The organism is Dactylosporangium sp. NPDC051541, from assembly GCF_044454505.1.
Taxonomy (GTDB): Bacteria; Actinomycetota; Actinomycetes; order Mycobacteriales; family Micromonosporaceae; genus Dactylosporangium.
Map to the genome: position 1 here is coordinate 423,568 of NZ_JBITDU010000004.1, position 22,616 is coordinate 446,183.

Genomic DNA, 22,616 nt, shown 5'->3' on the forward strand with positions numbered 1-22,616 from the left:
GTCAGGTCGCCTGCGGTGCGGGTGGCCGCAGGCCCAGCCGGGACAGGGCGTCCCGCCGGCAGATCGCGTCGACGTCGTCGTCGGTCACCTCGGCGATGCCCAGGCGGCGGCACAACGCGGCGGCGCGGCGCAGCCCGGCCACGGTCCGCTCGACGGTCGAGAAGGGATAGTCACTACCAAACAAAATGCGATCCATGATTCGGTACTCGTACGCGGCCGCGAGTGCCTGAGCCAGCTGCCACGGGCGGGTGTCGAGGGCCGAGACGTCGATGAAGAAGTGCTCGTGCCGCCGGGCGGTGGCCACGCACTCGGCCATCCACGGGTGCCCGAAGTGCGCGATCCACATCGGCAGGTTCGGAAACGTCCGGGCGGCCAGGTCCAGCTGGACCGGGCGGGCGTATTCGGCGATCGCGGCCGACGTGAACGTGGTCCCCTGGTGCCAGATGACCGGCAGCCGGTAGTGGTCGGCCACCTCGAGCAGGTCCAGGCAGGCCCGGTCGTGCGGGTGGAAGTGCTGGTAGGTGGGGCCGAGTTTCAGCCCGCGCAGCCCGAGGTCGCGCACCGCGGTCTCCAGCCGGGCGGCGGCGTCGGGCCGGTTGGGGTTGACGCTGGCGAACCCGATCAGCCGGTCCTGGCCGGCGACGGCCGCGGCGACGTAGTCGTTGGGCACGACCACCCCTACCGGTTCGGCGTCGAAGGCCAGCACGATCGAGGTCCGGGCGGAGTTCGCGGCGGCCGCGTGCTCCTGGGTGGTCACGTCCCAGCTGACCCGGCCCCAGGCCCGGATCTCGTGCTCCGCCAGGGGCGCGTGCACGTGCGTGCCGTGCTCGCCGAGGTGGGTGTGCACGTCGACCTCGACCTCGACCTCGGGGCTCATCGGGCCTCCCGCCGTCCGCCGTCGACCGATCGGGCCACGCTTTGCAGCGCCTCGATCGTCTCGGTCAGCCGCTCGTTCATCCGCGCCGTCGGGCCGCTGATGCTCAGCGCGTGGGTGTACTGGCCGCGGGCGTCGCTGATGGCCACGCCGACGCACTTGAGGCCGATCTCCTCCTCCTCGTCGTCCAGCGCGTAGCCGTTGCGCCGCACCGCTTCGAGGTCGGCCAGGGCCGCGTCCAGCTCGACGAGGGTGTGCTGGGTCCGGCGGTCCGGGCGGTGGCGCTCCCACAGCTGGACGACCTGCCACTCGGGCAGGTGCGCCATGATCGCCTTGCCGAGGCTGGAGGTGAACCAGTTGTCGCGGTCGCCGACGCTGGCGCCGCGGCGGATCGAGCGGCCCCCCTCGACCGCCTCGATGACCACCACCTCACCGGACTGGTGCACGGCCAGGTTGACGGTCTCGTCGAAGCGCATCACGAGCTCGCGCATGTGCGGCAGGAGCCGGGCCCGCAGCGGCCGGGCCGAGCGGGCCGCGTGCCCGATCGCGATCATGCGGACGCCGAGGCTGTACAGGCGGGTCTCCTCGTCGCGCTCCAGCCAGCCGTGCTCGACCAGCTGGCGCAGGTACCGCGAGGTCGTGGAGGGTTCCATGCCGCAGGCGGCGGACACCTCGGACAGGCTCTGCCGGGGTGCGGCGAGGAAGGTCTCGACGATCGTGACGAGCCGGTCCCCGAGGCGGACGGGTGGCGTGTCGGTCACCTGGACTCCAGAGTGGACGGGGTGGACGGTGGCCCGGCCGCGGTGCGGTCCGGGTAGTGGCAGGCCACCAGCGTGGCCGATCCGCCCGGCGCGGTCAGTGCGGGGTCCTCGGTGGCGCAGCGCGCGTCGTCGCGCCCGACGGGACAGCGGGGCCGGAACCGGCAGCCGGTCACCGGGGTGTCGTCGGCCGGGTCGCCGCCGCCGGCCGCGGCCGCCATCCGTTCCCGCTGCCGGCCGGGGTCAGCGACCGGGACGGCGTCGAGCAGCATCCGGGTGTAGGGATGCCGCGGCGCGCCGAACAGGTCCGCCCGGCCGGCCTGCTCGACCAGCCGGCCGCGGTACATGACGCCGACCCGCTGGGCGACGTAGCGGACGACCGCCAGGTCGTGGGAGATGAACAGGTACGTCAGACCCAGCTCGCGCTGCAGCTCGGCGAGGAGGTTGAGGATCTGCGCCCGCACGGAGACGTCCAGGGCCGAGACGGCCTCGTCGAGCACGACGAACTCGGGGCGCAGGGCCAGGGCCCGGGCGATCGCGACCCGCTGGGCCTGCCCGCCGGAGAGCTCCCGCGGCCGGCGCCGGGCGATCGCCGCCGGCAGCTGGACGAGGTCCAGCAGCTCCCGGACCCGGGCGGCCCGCGCCTCGCGGGAGCCGGTGCGGTGGGCGACGAGCGGCGCGGCGATGATGTCGGCGATCGCGTGCCGCCGGTTGAGCGACCCGTGCGGATGCTGGAAGACGATCTGGATGCGGGCCCGCAACCGGCGCAGCTCGCGCTCCGGCAGGCGGCCGAGGTCGTGGCCGGCGAACTCGATCGTGCCGCTGTCGGCCCGGGTGAAGCGCAGCACGCACCTGGCGAGCGTGGACTTGCCGGAGCCGGACTCGCCGACCAGGCCGTACGTCTCGCCGGGGGCGATGTCCAGGGACACGCCGTCGACCGCCCGGACCGGGCCGCCGCGGCCCGGGTACGTCTTCACCAGGTCGGTCACGGTGAGCAGCGATGTGTTCATACGGCCACCTCCTCGGCCCGGATGCAGCGCACCGAATGCCCGTCGATCTCGCGCGGGTCCGGCTCGGCGGCCGCGCAGGCGTCGATCGCGAAGGGGCAGCGGGGCCGGAACGGGCAGCCGCTCGCGAGCTCGCCCGGGGCCGGCGGCTGCCCGGGGATGGCCGGGACCGGGCGGCCCAGGTCGGCGTCGAGGTCGATGATCGCGGACATGAGCGCCCGGCTGTACGGGTGGCGGGGCCGGTCGTACAGCGCCGTGGTGGCGGCCCGCTCCACGATCCGGCCCGCGTACATGACGGCGATGTCGTCGCAGAACCCGGCGGCGACGCCGAGGTCGTGGGTGATCAGCAGCGCGGCGACGCCGGTGGCCGCGCACAGCCGGTCGAGCAGGTTCATGATCCGCAGCTGGGTGGTGACATCGAGCGCGGTCGTCGGCTCGTCGCACAGCAGCACGTCCGGGTCGCCGGCCAGGGCCATCGCGATCATCACGCGCTGGAGCATGCCGCCGGAGAACTCGTGCGGATACGAACGGTGCCGGGTCCGCGCGTTGGCCACGCCGACCTCGCCGAGCAGCTCGACGGCCCGGGCGACGGCCGCGGACCGGCTCGCCCCGGCGTGGCGGCGCACGACCTCGCCGATCTGATCGCCGACGGTCATGAGCGGGTTGAGCGCGGCCGCCGGGTCCTGGTAGATCATCGCGATCCGCCGGCCCCGGACCCGGTCGAGCTCGCGGCGGCGCAGCGTGCGCAGGTCGGTGCCGCCGACCCGGACCGCGCCGCCGGCGATGCGCAGCGGCGGCCGGATCAGGCCCATCACGGCGAGGGCGGTCAGGGACTTGCCGGAGCCGGACTCGCCGACCAGGCCGAGGCGGGCGCCGGGGGCGAGGGTGAAGCTCACGCCCCGCACGATCGGCGTCTCCCCCACCCCGACCCGCAAGTCTTCCACCTGCAGTCCGGACCGGTCGGCGCTCACCTGGCGCTCCTCGGGCTTCACCGCGCGCTCCTCGGGCTTCACCGCGCGCTCCTCGGGCCGAGCAGGCCGGCGCCGCCGAGGCGGTCCGCGGCCAGGTTCAGGCAGAGCACCGTGAGCAGGATGAAGGCCGCCGGGCCGAGGGCGTAGCTGGGGTCGCTGAACAGGAACGCGTACCCCTGCTGCAGCAGGCCGCCCCAGGACATCTGCGGCGGCTGCACGCCCAGGCCGACGAAGCTCAGGCTGGCCTCCAGGATGATGGCGCTGGCGGCGTTGATGACGGCCTGCGAGCCCAGGGCCGGGGCCACGTTCGGCAGCAGCTCGCTCAGCAGCAGCCGGACCCGGCCGGTGCCGCTGGCCACCGCGGCGAGGTAGTAGTCGAGCGTCATCTCCTGGATCACCGCGGCCCGCGCCATCCGGGCCGACGTCGGGGCGAGCAGCAGGCCGGCGATGATGATCAGCGACGGCAGCGACGCGCCGAACGCGGCGACGCAGACGAGCGCGAAGAGGATCTGCGGCACGGCCATGGCCACGTCGGCGGTGCGCATGAGCAGCTGGTCGGCGAGGCCGCGGGTCGACGCGGCGAGCAGGCCCCAGGCGGTGCCGAGCACGAGCGCGATGACGACCGCGCCGGCGGCGACCCCCAGGGAGAGCCGGCCGCCGTACAGCAGCCGGGCCAGCATGTCGCGGCCCAGCTCGTCGGTGCCGAGCCAGTGCGCGGCCGAGGCGGGTGCGAACGCGTTCGCCGGGTCGGGGGTGGTCGGGCGGTTCGGGTCGACGACCGGCGCGAGGACGCAGGCGGCCGCGATCAGCCCGAAGACGGCGAGGCTCACCGGCCGCCGGCGCCGGCCGCGGCGGCGCACGGCGGTCGCGGGTTCAGCCATGCCGGGTCCGGGTGCGCGGGTCGAGCAGGCCGGTGAGCACGTCGACGGCCAGGGTCACCAGGATGAACAGGGCGCTGACGAGCAGGACGACGGACTGCAGCACGGCGTAGTCGCGCCGGAACGCCGCCTCGACCGAGAGCGAGCCGAGGCCGGAGATGCCGAAGGCGTACTCGACGATGACGCTGCCGCCGAGGGTGTACCCGACGATCAGCCCGATCATCGTGAGGCTCGGCAGCGCCGCGTTGCGCAGCGCGTGCCGCACGACGACGCGCGAGCGCGGCACCCCCTTGCCCTCCGCGGTGCGGGCGTAGTCGGAGTCGAAGGCGGTGATGAGCTCCCCCTTGAGGTAGCGGTACACCAGTGGGGCGGCGCCGATGGCCAGCGCGATGGCCGGCAGCGTCATGTCCCGCAGGTTCTGCACCGGGTCGGTGGTCAGCGGCGTGTAGCCGCGGGCCGGCAGCCAGTGCAGGCCGACGCTGAAGATCAGGATCAGCGCGATGCCGGCCACGAACGGCGGGAACGACATCCCGGCCGCGGCGAAGGAGGTGACCAGCCGGTCGGCCCAGCCGCCGGGCCGCTCGGCGGCGGCCACGGCGGCGGGCAGCGCGAGCACGACCGAGAGCAGGACGGCCAGGACGGTCAGCTCGACGGTCGGGCCGATGCGCTGGGTCAGCAGGGCCGCGACCGGCTGGTGCGAGAAGTACGACTGCCCGAGGTCGCCGTGCAGGATGCCGGTCACCCAGCCGAAGTACTGGGCGATCAGGGGCCGGTCGAGGCCGGCCTCGGCCCGCAGCCGCTGGATGGAGTTCTGGTCGACGCCCTGCGAGCCCGCCAGCCGGGTCAGCACCGGGTCCCCTGGCAGGGCCCGCAGGACGACGAAGATGAGGATGGAGGCGGCGACCAGCATCAGGATGCTGACGATCACCCGGTTGACGATGTGGCGCACCGCTTGTCTCCTTCCCGCGTCAGGCCGCGAACCCGGCGCTTTCCAGGTGCGGGTTGCCGCCGCCGTCGACCCACAGGCCGACCACCGTGCGCTTGGTCGCGGTCACGGTCGCGAACTGCAGCGGCACGTAGATCGGGACCTCCTTGTTCACCATGGCCTGGACCTGGCCCCACACGTCCTTGCGGGCCGCCGGGTCGGCGGTGGCGAGGGCCTTGGTGTAGAGCTGGTCGAACGCGGTGTTGTTCCAGTTGCACTCGCACCGGCCGGTGCGCAGGAACAGGAACTGGTCGGGCGCGGCCGGCGTGTAGGACTGGAAGTTGGGCACGATCAGGCCGGGGAACGACTTGCCGGCCGGGTAAAACTTGGTCGGCCAGGACGCGATGTCGGTGTTCTGGATCTTCAGGTCGATGCCGATCTGCTTCAGGCTCGCCTGGAGGATCTGCGCGCTGGTGTTCCACTCCGGATACTGGTTGGACGCGCCCCACCAGGTGAACGTCGCACCGGCGGTGATGCCGGCCTGCGCGAACAGTTCCTTGGCTTTGTCCAGGTTGTAGGAGTAGTCGGTCAGGGTGCCGCCGTAGTCGGGGTTGTTGGTCGTCAGCGGGTTGTTGGTGGTCGAGATGACGCCCTGGTCGAAGTAGGCCGCCTTGAGGATCGACTTCGCGTCGATCGCGTAGGCCAGGGCCTGGCGGGCGACGGGGTTGTTGAACGGCGGCGCCGTGGTGTCGACCTCCCAGCTGACGTACTGCCCGATGACCGAGGGCTTGATGACCGCCAGGTTGGGGTTGGCCGAGATCGCCGCCACCTGCGACAGCGGCGCCGACCACAGCGCGTCGAGGTCGCCGGACTGCAGCGCGGTGACCGCGGAGGAGGCGTCGGCCGCCTTGACCAGCTTGATGCCGTCGAGCTTGGCCGGGGTACCGAAGTAGCCGGGGTTGCGCTCCAGGGTCAGGTGGTCGTCCGCGACGAACTCCTTGACCTTGAACGGCCCGGTCACGGCCGGCTGGCTCTCCATGGTGCCCATGGCCGCCGTGTCGACGATCTTCACCATCTCGATCGAGGACGGGAACAGCGCGTTCGGCTCCGACAGCGTGAACACGACCGTGGTGTCGCCGTCGGCCTTGACGTCGGCGATGGGCGCCACGTTGTTCTTCAGCTGCGTGGTGGTCTTGGGGTCCTGGTAGTACTTGATCGTCGAGACGACGCTGGCCGCGTTGAGCGCGTTGCCGTTGGAGAACTTGACGCCCGGCCGCAGCTGAAACGTCCAGGTCTTCAGGTCGCTCGACGGCGTCCAGGTCGTGGCCAGATCGGGCTCGATCGTCTTCTGGTCCTGCCCGGTCTTCACCAGGCCGTCCCACATGAGGCTGAACAGCACCTGTTCCCAGGCGTTGGCCTTGGTCACCGGGTTCAGCTCGGCGATGCTCTGCGCGGCGCCGATCGTCAGCACGCCGCCCTGCTTCGCCGACCCGCTCGGGGCCGGCGACGTCGAATCCGATGTGGCGCCGCAACCCGCGGTTGCGACCAGGCCTAGCAGCGTGGCTGAACAGAGAACCCAACGAAGTCTCATCGGCAACTCCCGCACTGATTTTCATCCAGTGAAAACGTGTTGCACTCAATGCAAGCACTGCCCGCCAGATGCCGTCAAGATCCCCTATCAGTCAGAGCGTAACTACGGAAAGTGACAGCGCGGACGCCCTTGACGGCACCCAGGATCGGCTGCTCATATTTCCTATGAGTGACAGTCGATTTCATTCAATGAAAATCCGTGCACTCCTCCTCCTCGTCGCCGGCCTGTTCGGAGCCGTCCCGGCCGTCCTCATCGCCGGACCGGCGTCGGCCGCCCCGGTCGTGACGATCCGGGCCGGTGCGGGCATCGACGACGACAGCGGCAACCCGCTGCAGGCCCACGGCAGCGACGTCACCAAGTTCGGCAGCACCTGGTACTGGTACGGCTCGGCGCCCCGCGACACGAACAACGCCCTGCCGTTCGCGGCCTTCGGCGGCATCAACGTGTACTCGTCCACCGACTTCGTCACCTGGCACTATCAGGGCCTGGCGGTCTCCCCCACCACCAGCGGGACGCTGTCGAACAAGCTGGTCGCGTACAACCCGCGGGTGCTCTACAACGCGGGCACCGCGAAGTACGTGATGGTCCTCAGCGAGTGCTGCGGCGACGGCACCAACGGCCAGCTCGAGACCGGCCACCTCGTCTTCATGACGGCGACCACGCCGGCCGGGCCGTTCACCTTCGTGCGCGACGAGTGGCCGCCGAACGCCTCCAGCGTCTACGACATGGGCTCGTTCCAGGACACCGACGGCACCGCCTACGTCCTGTACTCCGACGGCAACAGCTCCGTCAGCATCGACCGGCTCGCCACCGACTACCTCTCGGTCGCGCAGCGCGTCGCCAACTTCTCCAGCGGCCAGTGCGAGGAGGCGCCGGCCGTGGTGAAGAACAACGGCACCTACTTCCTGACCAATTCGTACTGCTCCGGCTGGGCCGCGAACCAGAACCACTACCGGCACGCGACCAGCCTCGCCGGCCCCTGGAACAGCCAGCCGGACGGCAACCTCGGCAACAGCGTCACCTACAACACGCAGGCCTTCGACATCCTGCCGGTCCAGGGCACCGCGGGCACCACGTACGTCTGGATCGGCGACCGCTGGGACTGCCCGCAGGCCAAGTGCGACCTGAGCGCCTCCACCTACGCCTGGCTGCCGCTCACCTTCACCGGCAACACGATGGCGCTGAACTGGTACAACACCTGGCATCTGGATCTTGGCGCCGGCACTTGGACGGCCGACTCCGGCGCCAATGTGCTCGGCCCCCAGATCCCCGGCCGGATCAACGTCACCGACGGCGGCGCCGCCTACGAGATGGGCATGAAGTTCCAGGCCGCGACCAACGGCCAGATCACCGCCATCCGGTACTACCGCGGCTTCAGCGAGACCGGCACGCACACCGGCCACCTGTGGACCAGCGGCGGCACCTCGCTCGCGACCGTGAACTTCACCGGCGAGTCGCACGTCGGCTGGCAGCAGGCGACCCTGTCGCCGCCGGTGACCATCCAGGCCGGCACCGTCTATGTCGTGACCGTCGGCGTCCACGGCTACTACAACCAGACCAACAACGCCTTCGACAGCCCGCTGGTCAACGGCCCGCTCACCGCGGTCGCCGACGGGGCCAACGGCGTCTACGGCCCGATCGGCACGTTCCCGACCGGGAGCTTCGGCAACAGCAACTACTTCGCCGACGTCAGCTTCACGTCGACCGGTGGGGGTACCGGCGGCGGCACCATCCTCACCACCCAGACGCCGGCCGGATTCCTCAGCGACCCGGGCGGATACGAGCTCGGCACCCGGTTCTCCTCCACCGCGGCCGGCTCACTCACCAAGGTGCGGATCTACACCGGGGCGAGCGAGGGCGGCAACCACACGGTGCGGCTCTGGAACGCCGCCACCGGTACCGTCGTCGCCGGTCCGTACACCTGGAACGTCACCGCCGGCACCCAGGGCTGGCGCGAGTTCCCGCTCCCGGCCGCCTACAGCCTGGCCGCGGGGACGGATTACGTCGTGTCGGTCTCCACGAGCGGCGACAACTGGTACCCGTACACGGCGCACGGGTTCGACAGCCCGATCGTCAACGGGAATCTGCACACGTACACCGGCAGCGGGGTCTTCTCCACGACGCTCGGTGCGATGCCCACGACGTCTTTCAACAACACGAACTACTTCCGGGACGTCGTCGTCAGCTGATTTCACTTCCCGGGGGGTGACCTCGCGCACGTCGGGCGGCTCCTTGCGCTGCTCAGCCGGTGCGTGCGCGCGGTCACTCCGGTCGAACTGCTCATTCGCCTGAGATGATCTTTCTGAATCGATACAGTAGAGCCCATGGAGACCACCACGCGCCGAGTGCGCACTGCAATCAGCGGGCACATCCAGGCCCGTCGCGCCCGCCGCCAGCTCGCCCGGGAGATCGGCGCCTACCGGACGCCGGCCGAGCGGCTCGAGCTGGACCTGATCCTGGGCCGGCACACCGAGGAAGAGATCGCCGAGATCGACGCCATCCTGCGGCACACCTAGCCCCCGAGGCGCGCGCGCCGCAACGGCCACGCGCTCGACGACCGGGCGCCGACCTGCCCACCCCGGCCGCCGCTCCCGCCCTGCACACGGCGGTTGTGGCGCTCGGCCCACATCGGTGGGAGGTCCTGCGGTTCGAGCTGTGGAGCACCGCCCATCGCGGCCAGTACGAGGTGCTCCACCTCCCGGGCGCCGACGTCAGCCGGCTCCGGCCGTCAGAGGGCCTCGGCCGCCGCCTCCGGTGAGGCGACAATCGTGAAAACCTGATCCAGCCCCGTGATCCGGAAGATGCGCCCGACCCGCTCGTCGGTGCAGACGACAACGAACGCACCACCGGCCTCGCGGGCCCGGTTGTAGGCGCCGATGAGCACGCCGAGCGAGACCGAGTCCATGAACGTGACCGCGGTCAGGTCGACCACCAGCGTGGGGTGCGCGTCGAGGGCGGCGTTGACCGCGACCCGCAGCTCGGGAGCGTTGCCGACGTCGAGCTCACCTTCGGCCCGCACAACGCCGTGCTCACCCCCACGCCCGCCGCCGTCGCCTTCCCGCTCGCCGCCACCACCGTGCCCGCCGCCTGCCGTGCCGACCGTGAACGTCACGCGTTTGACGGTAGCGGTCCCGAGCCCACCGCGGGGCCCGGGGCGGAGTCTTTCGGGCCCGCACACAGCGCGTTGCATCGACTTCCGCGATTGCGGAGGCGGGCCGGGCCGCGTGCCTTCCGGGCCGAGGCCGCGGGCCTCGGGCGCACGCTTCCTGGGCCCGGGGATGCGGGGCCGGGTATCGGCTTTCGGCGGCCAAAGGCATCGGCTTTGCGGAAAGCGTTACTGTGGTGCGAACTGTGTCGGAAGGGGCACGATGAGCAGCGCGCGGGCCGTCCCCATCGAGATCCTGCTGGTCGAGGACGACCCGGGCGACGTGCTCATCACACGCGAGGCGTTCGCGGAGAACAAACTGCGCAACCGCCTGACCGTCTGCACCGACGGCGCGGAGGCCCTGCGCCTGCTACGCCGCACCGGCGAACACACGACCGCCGCCCGCCCCGACATCATCCTGCTCGACCTCAACCTGCCGGGCGTAGACGGCCGCGTCGTCCTGGAGACGATCCACGCCGACCCGGACCTGCGGCGCATCCCGGTCGTGGTCCTGACCTCCTCCACCGTCGAGGAAGACTTCCTACGCAGCCACGCGCTGCAGGTCGACGACTACATCCCGAAGCCGGTCGACTTCGCCGGCCTCATGCACGTGGTAAGCCGCATCGAGGCCTTCCAAATCTCAGTGGAGCGCGAACTCCCCACACGTTGACGACCCGTCCAATCAACGTTGATTTTCGTCAACGTCGACGATCGTCCTCCCACGCAATCAACGTCGACCACCGTCAACACCGCGCAATCAACGTCGACCCCTGTCAGCCCACGCGGTCAACACCACGCAGTCAACGTCGACCACCGCCAGCTCACGCAGTCAGCACCACGCCATGAACGCGTCGACCATTGTCAACACCACGCAGTCAACGTTGACCACCGCCAGCTCACGCGGTCCTCGAACACACCTTCCGCCTGTTCAAGCAAACCCTCGGCTGGACCCGGCCGAAACTCCGCGACCCACTCGCCGCCGACCGCTGGACCTGGCTGGTCGTCGCCTGCCACACCCAGCTACGGCTGGCTCGCGTCCTGGCCGCTGATATGCGCCGGCCCCGGGAACGCCCCGCCCTTCCCGGCCGGCTCACCCCGGCACGCGTCCGGCGCGGGTTCCGAAACATCCGCCCGACCTGCACTACGCGTTCGACGCGTGGATGGCCCGGGAATACCCGTCCGTCCCGTTCGAACGGTACCGCGACCGGGTGGCGATCGCGGACAGGATGGAACAGGTCGGGCTGCGACTGCACCCGACCAAAACAAGGATCGTGTACTGCAAGGACGGCGACCGACGGGGCACCTACGAGCACACCTCGTTCACCTTCCTGGGGTTCACGTTCCGCACCCGCGCGGCGCGGAGCAGGCACGGCAGGAAGTTCACCTCGTTCCTGCCCGCGATCAGCACCAACGCCCTCAAGAAGATCAGCGGTGAGGTCCGCCGCTGGCGGCTGCACCGCAGAACCTCCTCACCATCGGCGAGATCGCAAAGAAGATCAACCCGATCGTTCGCGGCTGGATCCGGTACTACGGAGCGTTTTACCGCCCGCGCTGTGTCCTCTCCTCGCGCGCATCAACGCCTACCTGGTGCGCTGGATCCGCAAGAAATACAAACGGCTGCGGTCCTACACGAAGGCGATGGCGGCCTGGCAACGCATCACCAGCCAGTACCCCAGACTCTTCGCCCACTGGGCATGGGTCCACACACCCTGGCAGACAAGATGACAAGAGCTGGGTGACGGGAGACTGCCACGCCCAGCTCTGTGAGAGCCGGGAGGTGAGACTCCGGCCCGGCTACTCGACCTAAGTTTCTGCTCGCGAACTAAGTTTTGGCGCGCGAACGAAGTTCGTGCGCGTGGGCGGAAGGCGGGCGGCGGGGGGCGGCTGCAACTCACTGCAACAAGGTTTTCATTGACCGTGTTCGTTGGCGGCCCTAGGGTTGCGCGAGGAAAGCGCATTCCTCTAGGAGGTGGCTCGCATGCGACGTAGATCCGTGCTGCTCGCGGGGGCTCTGGCCGGTGTCGCGGGCGTGACCGCGGCGGGTCGTCCGGCGTCTGCCTGGCCGGGGCCGTATCTGACCGTTGCCGCCGACGGCAGCGGCGACGTCAGCACCATCCAGGCCGGCGTCGACGCGGTGCCGTCCGGGAACACCGGGCCGTTCACGCTGAAGATCCAGCCCGGGCAGTACCACGGCCAGGTCATCATTCCGGCGGACAAGCCGTTCATCACCTTCCGCGGCCAGGGGCCGGACCCCACCGCCGTGGTGATCAGCGACGACCGGGCCAACGGCACCCTGAAGCCGGACGGCACGCCGTGGGGCACCTCCGGCAGCGCCTCGGTGACGATCTCCGGCAGCGACTTCTACGCCCGCAACCTCACGTTCGCGAACACGTTCGACGAGGCCGCCCACCCCGAGATCACCAATCGGCAGGCGGTCGCCGTGCTGACCCGGGCCGACCGGATCGTGTTCGACAACTGCCGGTTCCTGGCCAACCAGGACACGCTGTATCTGAACAGCCCGGCCGCGACCACGATCAGCCGGGTGTACCTGCGCAAATGTTACATCGAGGGTGACGTCGACTTCATCTTCGGCCGGGCCACCGCCGTGCTCGACCGCTGCGGCATCCACTCGCTGACCCGCGGCTCGGCGACGAACAACGGGTATGTCACCGCGGCCAGCACCGACCTGTCCAACCCGCACGGCTTCCTGCTCACCGAGTGCAAGCTGACCAGCGACGCCCCGGCCGGCACCGTGTACCTGGGCCGGCCGTGGCACCCGAGCAACGACCCGAACGCGGTCGCCGAGGTGACGATCCGCGACTCGGTCCTGGGCGCGCACATCAACCCCGCCCCGTGGACCGACTTCGGCACGTGGCCGTGGCGTGACGCCCGGTACGCGGAGTTCTGCAACCGTGGCCCCGGCGCGGCGATCACGGCCGACCGCCCGCAACTGACCCGGGAGCAGGCCGCCACCCACACGATCGCCGCCTACCTGGCCGGTCCCGACGGCTGGGACCCGGTCCGCTGACCCGAAAGTGGCTCTTTTCAAAGCAAACTGCGGCGGCGGTACTGTCAGTGCGTGAACGAACGCGTTCGTCCGGGGTACCGCCTCAGCACTGACCCCTCCGACGTCGACAAGACGGTTGTGCATCGCTGGCTGTCGGAGGACTCCTACTGGGCCGCCGGGCGCGCGTTCGACCTCGTGTCCCGCTCGATCGACGGTTCGCGGCCCTACTCGGTGCTGACCGGCGACGGCGTGCCGGTGGCGTTCGCGCGGGCGGTCACCGACGGGGCCACGTTCGCCTGGATCTGCGACGTGTACGTCGACCGCCCGCACCGCGGCCGCGGGCTCGGCGGGTGGCTCGTCGACGGCATCGTCGCGGACCTGACGGCCGCCGGCATCGACCGGTTCCTGCTCGGCACCCGCGACGCCCACGAGGTGTACCGCCGCAGCGGCTTCGCCCCCGTCGCCGCCCCGCAGCGCTTCATGGAGATCGACCGCCGCCCGACCCGAGCCGCGATCCTCGCCGACCTGGAGTTTGCCGACCCCGGCCAGGGGTAGCGCCCGACCGTGAGCCTGGTCCTGGTCGCCGGCCTCGGCGGTGTCGGGCGCGCCGTGCTGGCCGAGCTGCGGGCCGCCGGCGTCGCCGTGCGGGGGCTCGTGCCGCAGGCCGACGCGTGGTTCGACGCGGGCGGGGCGGAGCTGGTCGTCGGCGACCCGACGCGGCCCGAGCAGGTGGCGGCCGCCCTCGACGGGGTCGACGCGGTGTGCTTCGCGATGCCGGTGTCCCGCGACCACCTTCTGGCCGCGACGGTGGTCGCCAGCGTGGCCCGGGACCGCGGCGGGCTGTGCGCCCTGGTCGACCTGTCACAGATGACGGTGTCGCAGATGACCACGACCAGCGCCGGAGAGTCGGACCAGCACCGGCTGCACTTCCTCGCCGAGGCGGTCTTCAACTGGTCGGGGCTGCCGGCAGTACACCTGAGGCCCACTGTTTTTCTCGATAACCCGCTCTTCACCACCCTCGCCGCCGCCTCGATCCGCCGCGAGGGCGCGCTGGTCCTGCCGTTCGGCCGGGGCCGCACGTCGCCGGTCGCGGTGGCCGACGTGGCCCGGGTCGCCGCCACGATCCTGCGGGACCCGGCCCCGTACACGGGTTTCGTGTTCGAACTGACCGGCCCGCGCACCGTCGACATGCCGACGATGGCCGCCGAGTACTCACGGGCCCTGGCCCGCGAGATCGTCTACGTCGACGTGGACCCGGCCGTCTGGGAGGCTCAGGTCCTGGCCCGCTCCGGCCTGCCACCCCACGTCCAGAATCACGTGGCCGCGACCGCCCGCCTGCACCGCGAGAACCGCTACGACCGCCTGACCAGCGACGTGGAGCTGATCACCGGCCACCCACCGGAGACGATCGAGTCATTCGTCCACACCCGCCGCGACCTCTACGCCCCGATTTCCTGAACGAGCACAGGCTGCTCCGGCGCCCATGCAGCAGCCCAACGAGACGCCTCCCGAAGTCGCCGCCGCACTCAACCGCCGCAAGCCATCGCCGCTCTCCGCCGCCGCCCTTCCCTGCCGTTTTTCTCCGCCGCTCTCCGCCGCTCTCCGCCGCCGCGTTCAACCGCCGCCGCTCTCTGCCGCCGCCGCGTTCAACCGCCGCCGCTCTCTGCCGCCGCCGCGCTCAACCGCCGCAAGCCATCGGTGCTCTCCGCCGCCGCCCCTCCCTGCCGCCGCCGCGCTCAACCGCCGCTGTCTACCGCCGCTCTACCGCCGCCTCTCTGCCGCCTTGCTCCGCCGCCGCTCTCTGCCGCCTTGCTCCGCCGCCGCTCTCCGCCGCCGCAGGGGTAACGACGCGTTCCAGTCCGCTCTGTGAACGAGCAACGCGACTCCATGCCGGAGCGGACCCGTCGCGATGTACGGATCGACCCGCGATGAGGGTGGTGCGTTCGTCCTGTTGTCGTCGGCCGCGTTCTCCCCGGCCACGCGAGTAGCAGGCGAGCCGTCTGTTGGGAGCTCGCGATCGCAAGCGGGTGTGTTGACTCTGCCGGCACGTACGAAAATCAACGTCCGCAATCAACGTTGACGAAAATCACGAATCTTGCCCGGTGCGCCCGGAGTGCGCGACCTCGACGTCCGCGCCGACGTCGGCGGCGCTCGGCCCGGCGCCGCCGTCTCGGTGTGCGCATAATCGCGCGGCGGCCGGCATGAGGTCAGGAGCGCAGGCGGGGTGTGCCCGCTGCACCGGCGTGCACGAAGGCGACCAGGCCGTGGACGTCGATGCCGTGGGGTGGGGCGTCGGCGTAGGCCGCGATCCGCAGGGCGGCGCGGTTGAGGAGGCGGGTGGCGCCGTCGGGGTTGCCGCGTTTCGCGTGGGTCAGGCCGACGGCGAGTTGGGCGAGGCCGCGCCAGAGTTCGCGTTCGTCGTCGGGGGCGGTCTTCCAGGCGGCTTCGAGGACCTCGTGGGCGTGGAACGGGCGGCCGGTGTCGAGCAGGTGCTGAGCCTGGTGCAGGGCTTCGGCCGGGGTGAGGTCGAGGTCGTCGGGCATGGTCGGTATGCCGGGGGTGCCGTGCGGCAGCGGGCGGCCGAGTTCGTCGCGGGGGCGGGCGTTGCGGGCTCGGCCCTGCGCGTCGCGATCCCGGTCCTGCTCCACGTCGCCCAGCGTAATTCATGGTTATCCGTGACGGTGGGGTCGCTCGATGTCAGGCATGATGGATCGCGTGACGCAATGGGAATATGCGCGACTGGAGTACCGTGCGGCCGGCACGCTGGGCACGGACAAGTTCGAGGACTGGGACGCGGTCTTCCACCACCCGGGAGGCGTGCAGCGCTGGGGCACCGATGAGCGCTTCAACGACCTGCGGCACCTCAACCGCGCGGGGGCGGAGGGCTGGCAGGCCTACGACCGCGCCGCGATGATCATCGGCCAGCCGCACCGGCTCCACGCGGTGACCTACTCCCTGCGCCGGGTGGTCGAACGCTGACGAGAACGGTCAGGTCCACGCCGTCATGGCGGCTGCCCGGTGACCGCGGGCGCCGCCACCGTCCGGCGCCCCCCGAGGTGCCGATCCACATGGTGACCCGGGCCGCCGCCATCGTCCGGCCCGACCGCCCGAGGTGCCGATCCACGCAGTGACCGCGGGCTGCTGACCTGATGACCGCGGGTCGTTGACGTTAACCCGCCGGCCGATGACTTGGACCCTGCGGGCTGCTGACGTGGTGACCGCGGCTGCTGACGTTGACTCCGCCGGCCGTTGATTGGGACCCCGCGGGCTGCTGACTTGGTGGCCCGGGCCGTTGACGTTTATCCCGCCGGCCGTTGATGTGGACCCCGCGTTTGCCGCCCGGGACCGGCTGGGTTGACCGTAACCGGCACCGTAATCAACACCGGAGCGTGGCTGGGCGTAGTGCATGTTGCTTGAGTCAATGTTGACGAAAATCAACGTTGATTATCGTTCGGGGCAACGCCAGTCGGAATGCGGACAGTTGGGTGCAAGTGCGACCAGGAGCCGATAGGCCTAGCCGGTACCCTTCCGGATTCCTGGAGGCTCCAACCATGACCACACCCGCGCAGCCCGGGCCGCCGGCCGAGCCGCAGCCGCCAGCTGGAAACCCGGCGCCACCATCCGGAGCCGCTGCGCCGCCGGCTGGAAATCCGGCGCCACCGACGGGAGCGGCTGTGCCGTCGGCCGGAGACCCAGCGCCATGGTCGGGAGTGCCCGGGCCGGCGGCCGGAAGCCCGGCGTCATCGGCCGGAGTTCCTGGGGCGGCGGGCGGAAACCTGGCGTCATCGGCCGGAGTTCCTGGGGCGCCGGCCGAAGCCCCGATGCCGCCGGGGCAGCCGTCGCCGATTCCCGGGGCGTCGCCGGCGGTGGGTAAAGGTGGCAAGCGGCGGCAGGTCACGATTCTGCTCTCGCTGGTTGTGCTGCTCGGGGTGCTGCTCGGCCTCGCGTGGTTCTTCAACCGCGACGCGGCGACGAACGCGAACGTCGGCGACTGCCTGCACAATCCTGGCGACGACAAGCTGAAGATCGTCAAGTGTGACAGCGCGGACGCTGACTACAAGGTGCTCGGGAAGGTTGCTGACAAGGAGCAGACCGAGGCCACCAGCCCGTTCACGTCCGTGTGTGATCAGTGGCCGGACAGCACCAATACGTTCTGGCAGGGCGAGTCGGGCAAGAAGGGCGACGTTCTCTGCCTGCAGTCCACCAAGAAATAGCGACCGAGGAACTGGACTGCACGAGGCGGGCCAGGAGAGCCCGGCCCGCCTCACAAAACTAGCGTTGCCGCGCATCGGCGTCGACCTGACCGCCGCTCGAGCCCGGTGACGAAAGAGCTCGAGCGGCCAAGGCGAAAAACCGAAAGACCGGCGCGGCGGAAAGGCCGGCGCGGCGGAAAGGCTCAGTAGCCGGGGAAGACCGCGCGCAAATCGTCCAGGCTGATCGGGCCCGCGATCTGGACCGACGCCGGAGTGTAGGCGGGCTTGAGCCGGCCCGCCGCCAGCCGCAGCCACGCCTCCAGCGTCAGCACCAGCTCGCCGTCGGGCGTCGCCGGGGCCGCGCCCAGGGTCACCGGGTCGGTCAGGTTGAGGCCGAGCGTCTCGCCGGTGTCGGTGAGGCGCACGAGCAGGTTCGCGGTGCGGCCGTCGAGGTTGGCCGGCTTGGCGATCCAGCCGAACAGGCCCTCCACGCGGTCGGCGATCTGGGCCGCGGCCTCCGGGGCGAGCTCGGCGGCCGGGTCGAGGGCGGCGCGCACGTCCCAGTCGTGGTAGCCGAACTCGGTCAGGCGCAGCAGCGCGGAGGTGCCCACGTCGACGGGCTCCGGCATCCAGCCGACGTCGATCTTCTGCGTCTCCCGCTGCGCGGGGGTGAGCGCCTCGTAGGCCTCGACCAGGCGCTGGTTGGCGACCGGGAACGCGGCCTGGCGCTCCTGCGGGGTCATGCCGTCCCAGCGGGCCCACACGCCCTTGTTGAACTCGAACTCGGGGGCGGGGCGGCCCTCGAGCGAGGCCTGCACGACCTCCAGGTTGATCTCGGCGCCGCTGCCCAGGTGGCTGACGACCTGCGACACGTCCCACTCGTCGGCCGCGGACGGGCCGGTCAGCTGCTCCGCCGTCAGGCCGGCGACGAGCGCCGACAGGTCGTCGTGGCCCTTGCGCAGGGCGGCGATCGCCTGATCTGCCCGAGTGCTCAATGCAACTCCCTCAAAAAATTGAAGCGTCAACGAAAGTCGTGACACACAACACGGTACCGACGAATCAGAAATCTTGCGCGAACCGCAACATCGGGTAGCTTCACATGATGAACACGGGGGCCTACGTTGGTGAACACGAACCCACCACGCGTTTAAGGCCCCGGGCCTGGACCGAATTGCTGCTGGTCCTGGGTCTGTTCCTGGCCTACAAGGCGGGCCGCCTGGCGGTCGACGGGCGGGTCAGCGCGGCCTTCGACGACGCCCGGCTCGTCTGGAGCCTCGAGCGCGCGCTGCGCCTGCCGGACGAGGCCGCCGTCCAGCACCTGCTGCTCAGCGCCGACGCCCTGGTCCGGGCGGCGAACGTGTTCTACGCCGTCGTGCACTTCCCCGCCACGATCGCGTTCCTGATCTTCATGTACTGGTTCCGGCCCGAACACTACATCCGGTTCCGCCGCATCCTCGCCTGGCTCACCGCGATCGGGCTGCTCGTGCACTTCACGTTCCCGCTCGCCCCGCCGCGGATGCTCAGCGGCCTCGGGATGATCGACACCGCGGCCGTCTACGGGCCGTCGGTCTACGGGCCGCCGCAGACCGACACGATGAGCAACCAGTACGCCGCGATGCCGTCCCTGCACGTCGGCTGGGCGATCGTCATGGCCGCCGGGCTCATCCACGCCACCAGCAGCCGGTGGCGCTGGCTGTGGCTGGCCCACCCGATCCTGACCATGCTCGTCGTCGCCGGCACCGCCAACCACTACTGGCTCGACGGCGTCATCGCCGGGATCATCGTCGGGGTCCTGCTCATGATGACGAGCCGGCACCAGCATCCGTCGCCGCGGGTACCGCTGCAGGTCCAGCGGACCATCGCGTCGAACAAGCGCACGGCCCAAGGCACAAAGACGACATAAAAACGTGCACCCATGCGGTATCAAAGATCGCGTGGACTGGAACCTGCGCACCTGCGCGCGCAAAGGGCACGTGACCTACGCCCCCACCGAGGACACGTTCCGGGAGCGGCTGCACACGCCCACCCCGGTCGGCCCGGCCTGGCGCTGCCTGCGCTGCGGCGACTTCGTCATCGGCGAACCGCACCAGCGTGGCCCCGCCGACCGGGCGCCCATCGTCCTGCGCGGCCGGGCCCTGCGCGACGCGCTCATCCTGCGCCTGCTGTCCCTCGAACGGTTCATCAAGGGCATCCTCTGCCTCGCCGCCGCCTACGGCGTCTTCCACTTCCGCACCCACCGCAACGGCGTCGAGCAGGCCTTCAACGAGGACGTGCCGCTGCTGCGGCCGTTCATGGACAAGGTCGGCTGGAAGTTCGAGGACTCCGCGATGATCCACACCATCCGGACCGTCATCGAGGCCGAGTCCCGGACCCTGCTCTGGGTCGCCGCCGGCCTCGCCCTCTACGGCACCCTGCAGGTCATCGAGGGCGTCGGCCTGTGGATGCTGAAGCGCTGGGGCGAGTACTTCGCCGTCGTCGCCACCTCCCTCGGCCTGCCCATCGAGATCTACGAGCTGACCGAGAAGGTCACCGTCATCCGCATCGGCGCGCTCATCATCAACATCATCGCCGTGCTCTACATCCTGCTGTCCAAGCGCCTCTTCGGGCTCCGCGGCGGCAAAGCGGCCCACGAAGCCGAGCGGCACGAGACCAGCTTCCTCGAGGTCGAGATCGCCGCCAACGAGCCCACGCTGCCGCGGGGCCTGCGGACAGTACCCAAAACGCCAGCTGGTGTCCGTTGACGAAAATTTCGTAAACAAAAAGTCAGCAAACTGCCACTGGCAGGACACGCAACCGCGTCGTATAGTCGAACACGAGACCGGCATCTTCCCCCGTGGATGCCGGTCTTCTAATTCTCCAGGGCCGCGTTCTTGCGGATCGTGCGGATCGCGTTCAGATTGTGCTCGCGCGCGCACGCCTCCAGGACCGACGAGTCGTCCTCGCCCCGATCCAGGCGGTCCAGCAGCGCGTCGTGCTCCTCGACGGCCGTCGCCAGCCGCAGTGCCGGATACAACGTCGCCAGGACCCGCGACGCGTCGATCCGGTCCCAGATCGTGTCGAGGGACTCGACGACATAGCGGTTGCCGCAGCAGCGGTACAGGGCCCGGTGAAACTGCCGGTGCAGCGCCATGACCAGGGCGTGGTCGATCTGCTCGGCCGACGCCACCGCCCGCAGCTGCCCGTTGAACCCCCGCGCCTCGGCCAGGTCCGACACCTTCACGCGGGTCGCGGCCAGGGCGAACGCGAAGCCGTCCAGCAGCGCCAGCATCTCGACGAGCTGCTCCCACTCGTCGTCCTGCAACGTTGCCACCCGGGCACCGACGTTGCGCTCGAAGTGCACCAGCCCCTCCGCCTCCAGGCGGCGGATCGCCTCCCGCACCGGCACCGGCGACACGTCCAGCTCCCGGGCCAGACTGCTCAGCACGAGGCGCTTGCCCGGGCCGAACCGGCCGTCGATGATGCGCTCCCGGATCGCCCGGTAGGCCAGCTCGTGCTTGGACGGCTCAGGGTGCACGTGCCACATCCACTCTTGACAGGACCACCCGGGCCCACAATCATATACGATAGATCATATACGATGGAGCAGGCCGGTGGTGCGACCGATTGCAACGGGGGCGGCCGCACCACCGGCGGTGCGCCGTCTCATGAGTCAGTCATCGTAAGACCCAGCTCCCGCGCCGACACCGCCCGCATCTCGACCTTGCGGATCTTGCCGGTCACGGTCATCGGAAACTCATCGACGATCTTGACGTACCGCGGGATCTTGTAATGCGCCAGCCGCCCCTCGCAGTAGGCCCGCACGGCCGCGGCGGTCAGCGGCTCGGCCCCGTTGCGCAGCCGCACCCAGGCCATCAGCTCCTCGCCGAAGCGCTCGTCGGGCACGCCGATGACCTGCACGTCGACGATGTCGGGGTGGCCGTAGAGGAACTCCTCGACCTCGCGCGGATAGACGTTCTCGCCGCCGCGGATCACCAGGTCCTTGATCCGCCCGACGATGTTGACGTATCCGCCGTCGTCCATCGTCGCCAGATCGCCCGTGTGCATCCAGCGGGCCGCGTCGACGGCCTCGGCGGTGGCGTCGGGCTGGCGCCAGTAGCCGAGCATGACGCTGTACCCCCGCGTGCACAGCTCCCCGGCGACGCCCCGCGGCACCAGCAGCCCGGTCTGCGGGTCGATGATCTTCACCTCGAGGTGCGGGCCGACCCGCCCGACCGTCGCGACCCGCCGCTCCAGGTCGTCGTCGCGGGCCGTCTGCGTCGACACCGGCGACGTCTCGGTCATGCCGTAGCAGATCGTCACCTCGGCCATGCCCATGTCGGCGATGACCCGCTTCATGACGTGCACGGGGCACGGCGACCCGGCCATGACCCCGGTCCGCAACGTGGACAGGTCGTAGGCGGCGAAATCCGGCAGCGCGAGCTCGGCGATGAACATCGTCGGCACGCCGTACAGCACAGTGCAATGCTCCAGTTGTACTGCCGAAAGGGTCGCGGCCGGATCGAACGCCCGCGCCGGGATCACCATGCAGGCGCCGTGCGTGGTCGCGCCGAGGTTGCCCATGACCATGCCGAAGCAGTGGTAGAACGGCACCGGCAGGCAGACCCGGTCGGCCTCGGTCCAGCCCTGGGTCTCGGCGACGAAGAAGCCATTGTTGAGAATGTTGTGGTGCGACAGGGTCGCGCCCTTCGGGAACCCGGTGGTGCCGGAGGTGTACTGGATGTTGATCGGGTCGTCGAACGCGAGCTGGGACGCACGCTCATGCAGTACCGATGCGGCGGCTTGGTCTGTGAAGAGGGACGCCCAGTCGGGTGAATCGATGAAGATCACGTCGGCCAGGCCCGGCCGGACCTCGGTGACCATGGCGCGGTAGTCGGAGGCCTTGAGGCGCTCGGCCGCGACCAGCAGACCCACACCGGCCTGCTCGAGGACGTACGCGAGCTCGTGGGTGCGGTAGGCCGGGTTGATGTTGACCAGGATCGCCCCGATCTTGGCCGTGGCGTACTGCAGGATCGTCCACTCCGGACAGTTCGGGGCCCAGATCCCGACCCGGTCGCCCTTGGCGATCCCGCGGGCGAGCAGGCCCCGGGCGACCCCGTCGACGTCGGCGGCGAACTCGCGGTAGGTCCAGCGCCGGCCGGTGGGGACGTCGACGAGGGCGTCGGCGTCGGGGACGCGGGCGGCGGTGCGGTCGAGGTTGGCGCCGATGGTCTCACCCAGCATCGGCCCGTCGGCGGACCCGACGGAGTAAGACAACTGTGTCATGCCCA

Annotated in this window: 23 protein-coding genes and 1 pseudogene; 12 read left to right on the forward strand and 12 right to left on the reverse strand. The window is 70.4% G+C overall.

The window, feature by feature from the left end:
* Window position 1 precedes the first annotated feature (1 nt).
* Genes ACIA8L_RS21455 through ACIA8L_RS21485 form a run of 7 tightly spaced genes read right to left on the reverse strand, consistent with a single transcriptional unit; the run spans window position 2 to window position 6,884 of the window.
* The gene (locus ACIA8L_RS21455) at window positions 2–877 is read right to left on the reverse strand and encodes an amidohydrolase family protein (RefSeq protein ID WP_395907061.1); all 876 of its coding nucleotides are present in this window, start codon (window positions 875–877) and stop codon (window positions 2–4) included.
* Entirely contained in the window at window positions 874–1,635 is a 762-nt protein-coding gene (locus ACIA8L_RS21460) for an IclR family transcriptional regulator (protein WP_395907063.1), read from the reverse strand. The genes ACIA8L_RS21455 and ACIA8L_RS21460 overlap by 4 nt, the downstream gene beginning before the upstream one ends.
* Complete coding sequence (locus ACIA8L_RS21465; RefSeq protein ID WP_395907065.1) at window positions 1,632–2,642, reverse strand: ABC transporter ATP-binding protein; 1,011 nt, start codon at window positions 2,640–2,642, stop codon at window positions 1,632–1,634. Before ACIA8L_RS21465 ends, ACIA8L_RS21460 begins: the two co-directional genes overlap by 4 nt.
* Complete coding sequence (locus ACIA8L_RS21470) at window positions 2,639–3,652, reverse strand: ABC transporter ATP-binding protein (protein ID WP_395907066.1); 1,014 nt, start codon at window positions 3,650–3,652, stop codon at window positions 2,639–2,641. Before ACIA8L_RS21470 ends, ACIA8L_RS21465 begins: the two co-directional genes overlap by 4 nt.
* Complete coding sequence (locus ACIA8L_RS21475) at window positions 3,649–4,491, reverse strand: ABC transporter permease (RefSeq protein ID WP_395907068.1); 843 nt, start codon at window positions 4,489–4,491, stop codon at window positions 3,649–3,651. Before ACIA8L_RS21475 ends, ACIA8L_RS21470 begins: the two co-directional genes overlap by 4 nt.
* The gene (locus tag ACIA8L_RS21480) at window positions 4,484–5,437 is read right to left on the reverse strand and encodes an ABC transporter permease (RefSeq protein WP_395907070.1); all 954 of its coding nucleotides are present in this window, start codon (window positions 5,435–5,437) and stop codon (window positions 4,484–4,486) included. The genes ACIA8L_RS21475 and ACIA8L_RS21480 overlap by 8 nt, the downstream gene beginning before the upstream one ends.
* A 19-nt stretch (window positions 5,438–5,456) precedes the next feature.
* Complete coding sequence (locus ACIA8L_RS21485; RefSeq protein WP_395907072.1) at window positions 5,457–6,884, reverse strand: ABC transporter substrate-binding protein; 1,428 nt, start codon at window positions 6,882–6,884, stop codon at window positions 5,457–5,459.
* 308 nt (window positions 6,885–7,192) lie between these two features.
* Between ACIA8L_RS21485 and ACIA8L_RS21490 the strand changes: the two genes are divergently transcribed.
* Both ACIA8L_RS21490 and ACIA8L_RS21495 read left to right on the forward strand, forming a co-directional pair.
* A complete protein-coding gene (locus tag ACIA8L_RS21490; protein ID WP_395907074.1) occupies window positions 7,193–9,193 on the forward strand; it encodes a DUF4082 domain-containing protein in 2,001 nt (666 codons plus the stop codon).
* 135 nt (window positions 9,194–9,328) lie between these two features.
* Complete coding sequence (locus ACIA8L_RS21495; RefSeq protein WP_395907076.1) at window positions 9,329–9,520, forward strand: hypothetical protein; 192 nt, start codon at window positions 9,329–9,331, stop codon at window positions 9,518–9,520.
* A gap of 212 nt (window positions 9,521–9,732) precedes the next feature.
* Here the strand turns inward: ACIA8L_RS21495 and ACIA8L_RS21500 are convergent, their stop codons facing one another.
* On the reverse strand, window positions 9,733–10,116 hold the full coding sequence (locus tag ACIA8L_RS21500; protein WP_395907078.1) for an STAS domain-containing protein: 384 nt from the start codon (window positions 10,114–10,116) through the stop codon (window positions 9,733–9,735).
* A gap of 256 nt (window positions 10,117–10,372) precedes the next feature.
* Between ACIA8L_RS21500 and ACIA8L_RS21505 the strand changes: the two genes are divergently transcribed.
* The 6 genes and pseudogenes from ACIA8L_RS21505 to ACIA8L_RS21530 all read left to right on the forward strand — a co-directional run bounded on the left by ACIA8L_RS21505 (window position 10,373) and on the right by ACIA8L_RS21530 (window position 14,614).
* Window positions 10,373–10,819: a response regulator gene (locus tag ACIA8L_RS21505; protein WP_395907080.1), complete on the forward strand. Its 447-nt coding sequence runs from the start codon at window positions 10,373–10,375 to the stop codon at window positions 10,817–10,819.
* A 236-nt stretch (window positions 10,820–11,055) separates the two neighbouring features.
* Window positions 11,056–11,281: pseudogene (locus ACIA8L_RS21510) on the forward strand (transposase); the annotation flags it as partial.
* A gap of 342 nt (window positions 11,282–11,623) precedes the next feature.
* On the forward strand, window positions 11,624–11,956 hold the full coding sequence (locus tag ACIA8L_RS21515) for a group II intron maturase-specific domain-containing protein (protein WP_395908052.1): 333 nt from the start codon (window positions 11,624–11,626) through the stop codon (window positions 11,954–11,956).
* A gap of 171 nt (window positions 11,957–12,127) precedes the next feature.
* Window positions 12,128–13,177, forward strand: a complete 1,050-nt coding sequence (locus ACIA8L_RS21520; RefSeq protein ID WP_395907082.1) for a pectinesterase family protein — start codon at window positions 12,128–12,130, stop codon at window positions 13,175–13,177.
* Between the two features lie 51 nt (window positions 13,178–13,228).
* Window positions 13,229–13,711 carry a GNAT family N-acetyltransferase gene (locus ACIA8L_RS21525; RefSeq protein ID WP_395907084.1) on the forward strand — a complete coding sequence of 161 codons (483 nt, stop codon included), beginning with the start codon at window positions 13,229–13,231 and terminating at the stop codon, window positions 13,709–13,711.
* 9 nt (window positions 13,712–13,720) lie between these two features.
* Window positions 13,721–14,614 (forward strand): NAD(P)H-binding protein, encoded by an 894-nt coding sequence (locus ACIA8L_RS21530; RefSeq protein ID WP_395907086.1) that lies wholly within the window; start codon window positions 13,721–13,723, stop codon window positions 14,612–14,614.
* Window positions 14,615–15,363: 749 nt separating this feature from the next.
* Here ACIA8L_RS21530 and ACIA8L_RS21535 read toward each other — a convergent pair.
* A complete protein-coding gene (locus ACIA8L_RS21535; RefSeq protein ID WP_395907088.1) occupies window positions 15,364–15,804 on the reverse strand; it encodes a DUF309 domain-containing protein in 441 nt (146 codons plus the stop codon).
* A gap of 67 nt (window positions 15,805–15,871) precedes the next feature.
* Between ACIA8L_RS21535 and ACIA8L_RS21540 the strand changes: the two genes are divergently transcribed.
* Window positions 15,872–16,135: a hypothetical protein gene (locus ACIA8L_RS21540; protein ID WP_395907090.1), complete on the forward strand. Its 264-nt coding sequence runs from the start codon at window positions 15,872–15,874 to the stop codon at window positions 16,133–16,135.
* Window positions 16,136–16,977: 842 nt separating this feature from the next.
* Entirely contained in the window at window positions 16,978–17,370 is a 393-nt protein-coding gene (locus tag ACIA8L_RS21545; RefSeq protein WP_395907092.1) for a hypothetical protein, read from the forward strand.
* A gap of 182 nt (window positions 17,371–17,552) precedes the next feature.
* On the opposite strand, the gene ACIA8L_RS21550 is transcribed toward ACIA8L_RS21545, so the two are convergent.
* The gene (locus ACIA8L_RS21550; RefSeq protein WP_395907094.1) at window positions 17,553–18,344 is read right to left on the reverse strand and encodes a maleylpyruvate isomerase family mycothiol-dependent enzyme; all 792 of its coding nucleotides are present in this window, start codon (window positions 18,342–18,344) and stop codon (window positions 17,553–17,555) included.
* Window positions 18,345–18,451: 107 nt separating this feature from the next.
* On the opposite strand from ACIA8L_RS21550, the gene ACIA8L_RS21555 reads away from it, so the two are divergent.
* Window positions 18,452–19,252 carry a phosphatase PAP2 family protein gene (locus ACIA8L_RS21555; RefSeq protein WP_395907096.1) on the forward strand — a complete coding sequence of 267 codons (801 nt, stop codon included), beginning with the start codon at window positions 18,452–18,454 and terminating at the stop codon, window positions 19,250–19,252.
* 31 nt (window positions 19,253–19,283) lie between these two features.
* On the forward strand, window positions 19,284–20,090 hold the full coding sequence (locus ACIA8L_RS21560; protein WP_395907098.1) for a DUF2127 domain-containing protein: 807 nt from the start codon (window positions 19,284–19,286) through the stop codon (window positions 20,088–20,090).
* A 107-nt stretch (window positions 20,091–20,197) separates the two neighbouring features.
* On the opposite strand, the gene ACIA8L_RS21565 is transcribed toward ACIA8L_RS21560, so the two are convergent.
* Window positions 20,198–20,863: a GntR family transcriptional regulator gene (locus ACIA8L_RS21565; protein WP_395907100.1), complete on the reverse strand. Its 666-nt coding sequence runs from the start codon at window positions 20,861–20,863 to the stop codon at window positions 20,198–20,200.
* Window positions 20,864–20,991: 128 nt separating this feature from the next.
* Window positions 20,992–22,611 (reverse strand): AMP-binding protein, encoded by a 1,620-nt coding sequence (locus ACIA8L_RS21570; RefSeq protein WP_395907102.1) that lies wholly within the window; start codon window positions 22,609–22,611, stop codon window positions 20,992–20,994.
* Window positions 22,612–22,616: the final 5 nt, after the last annotated feature.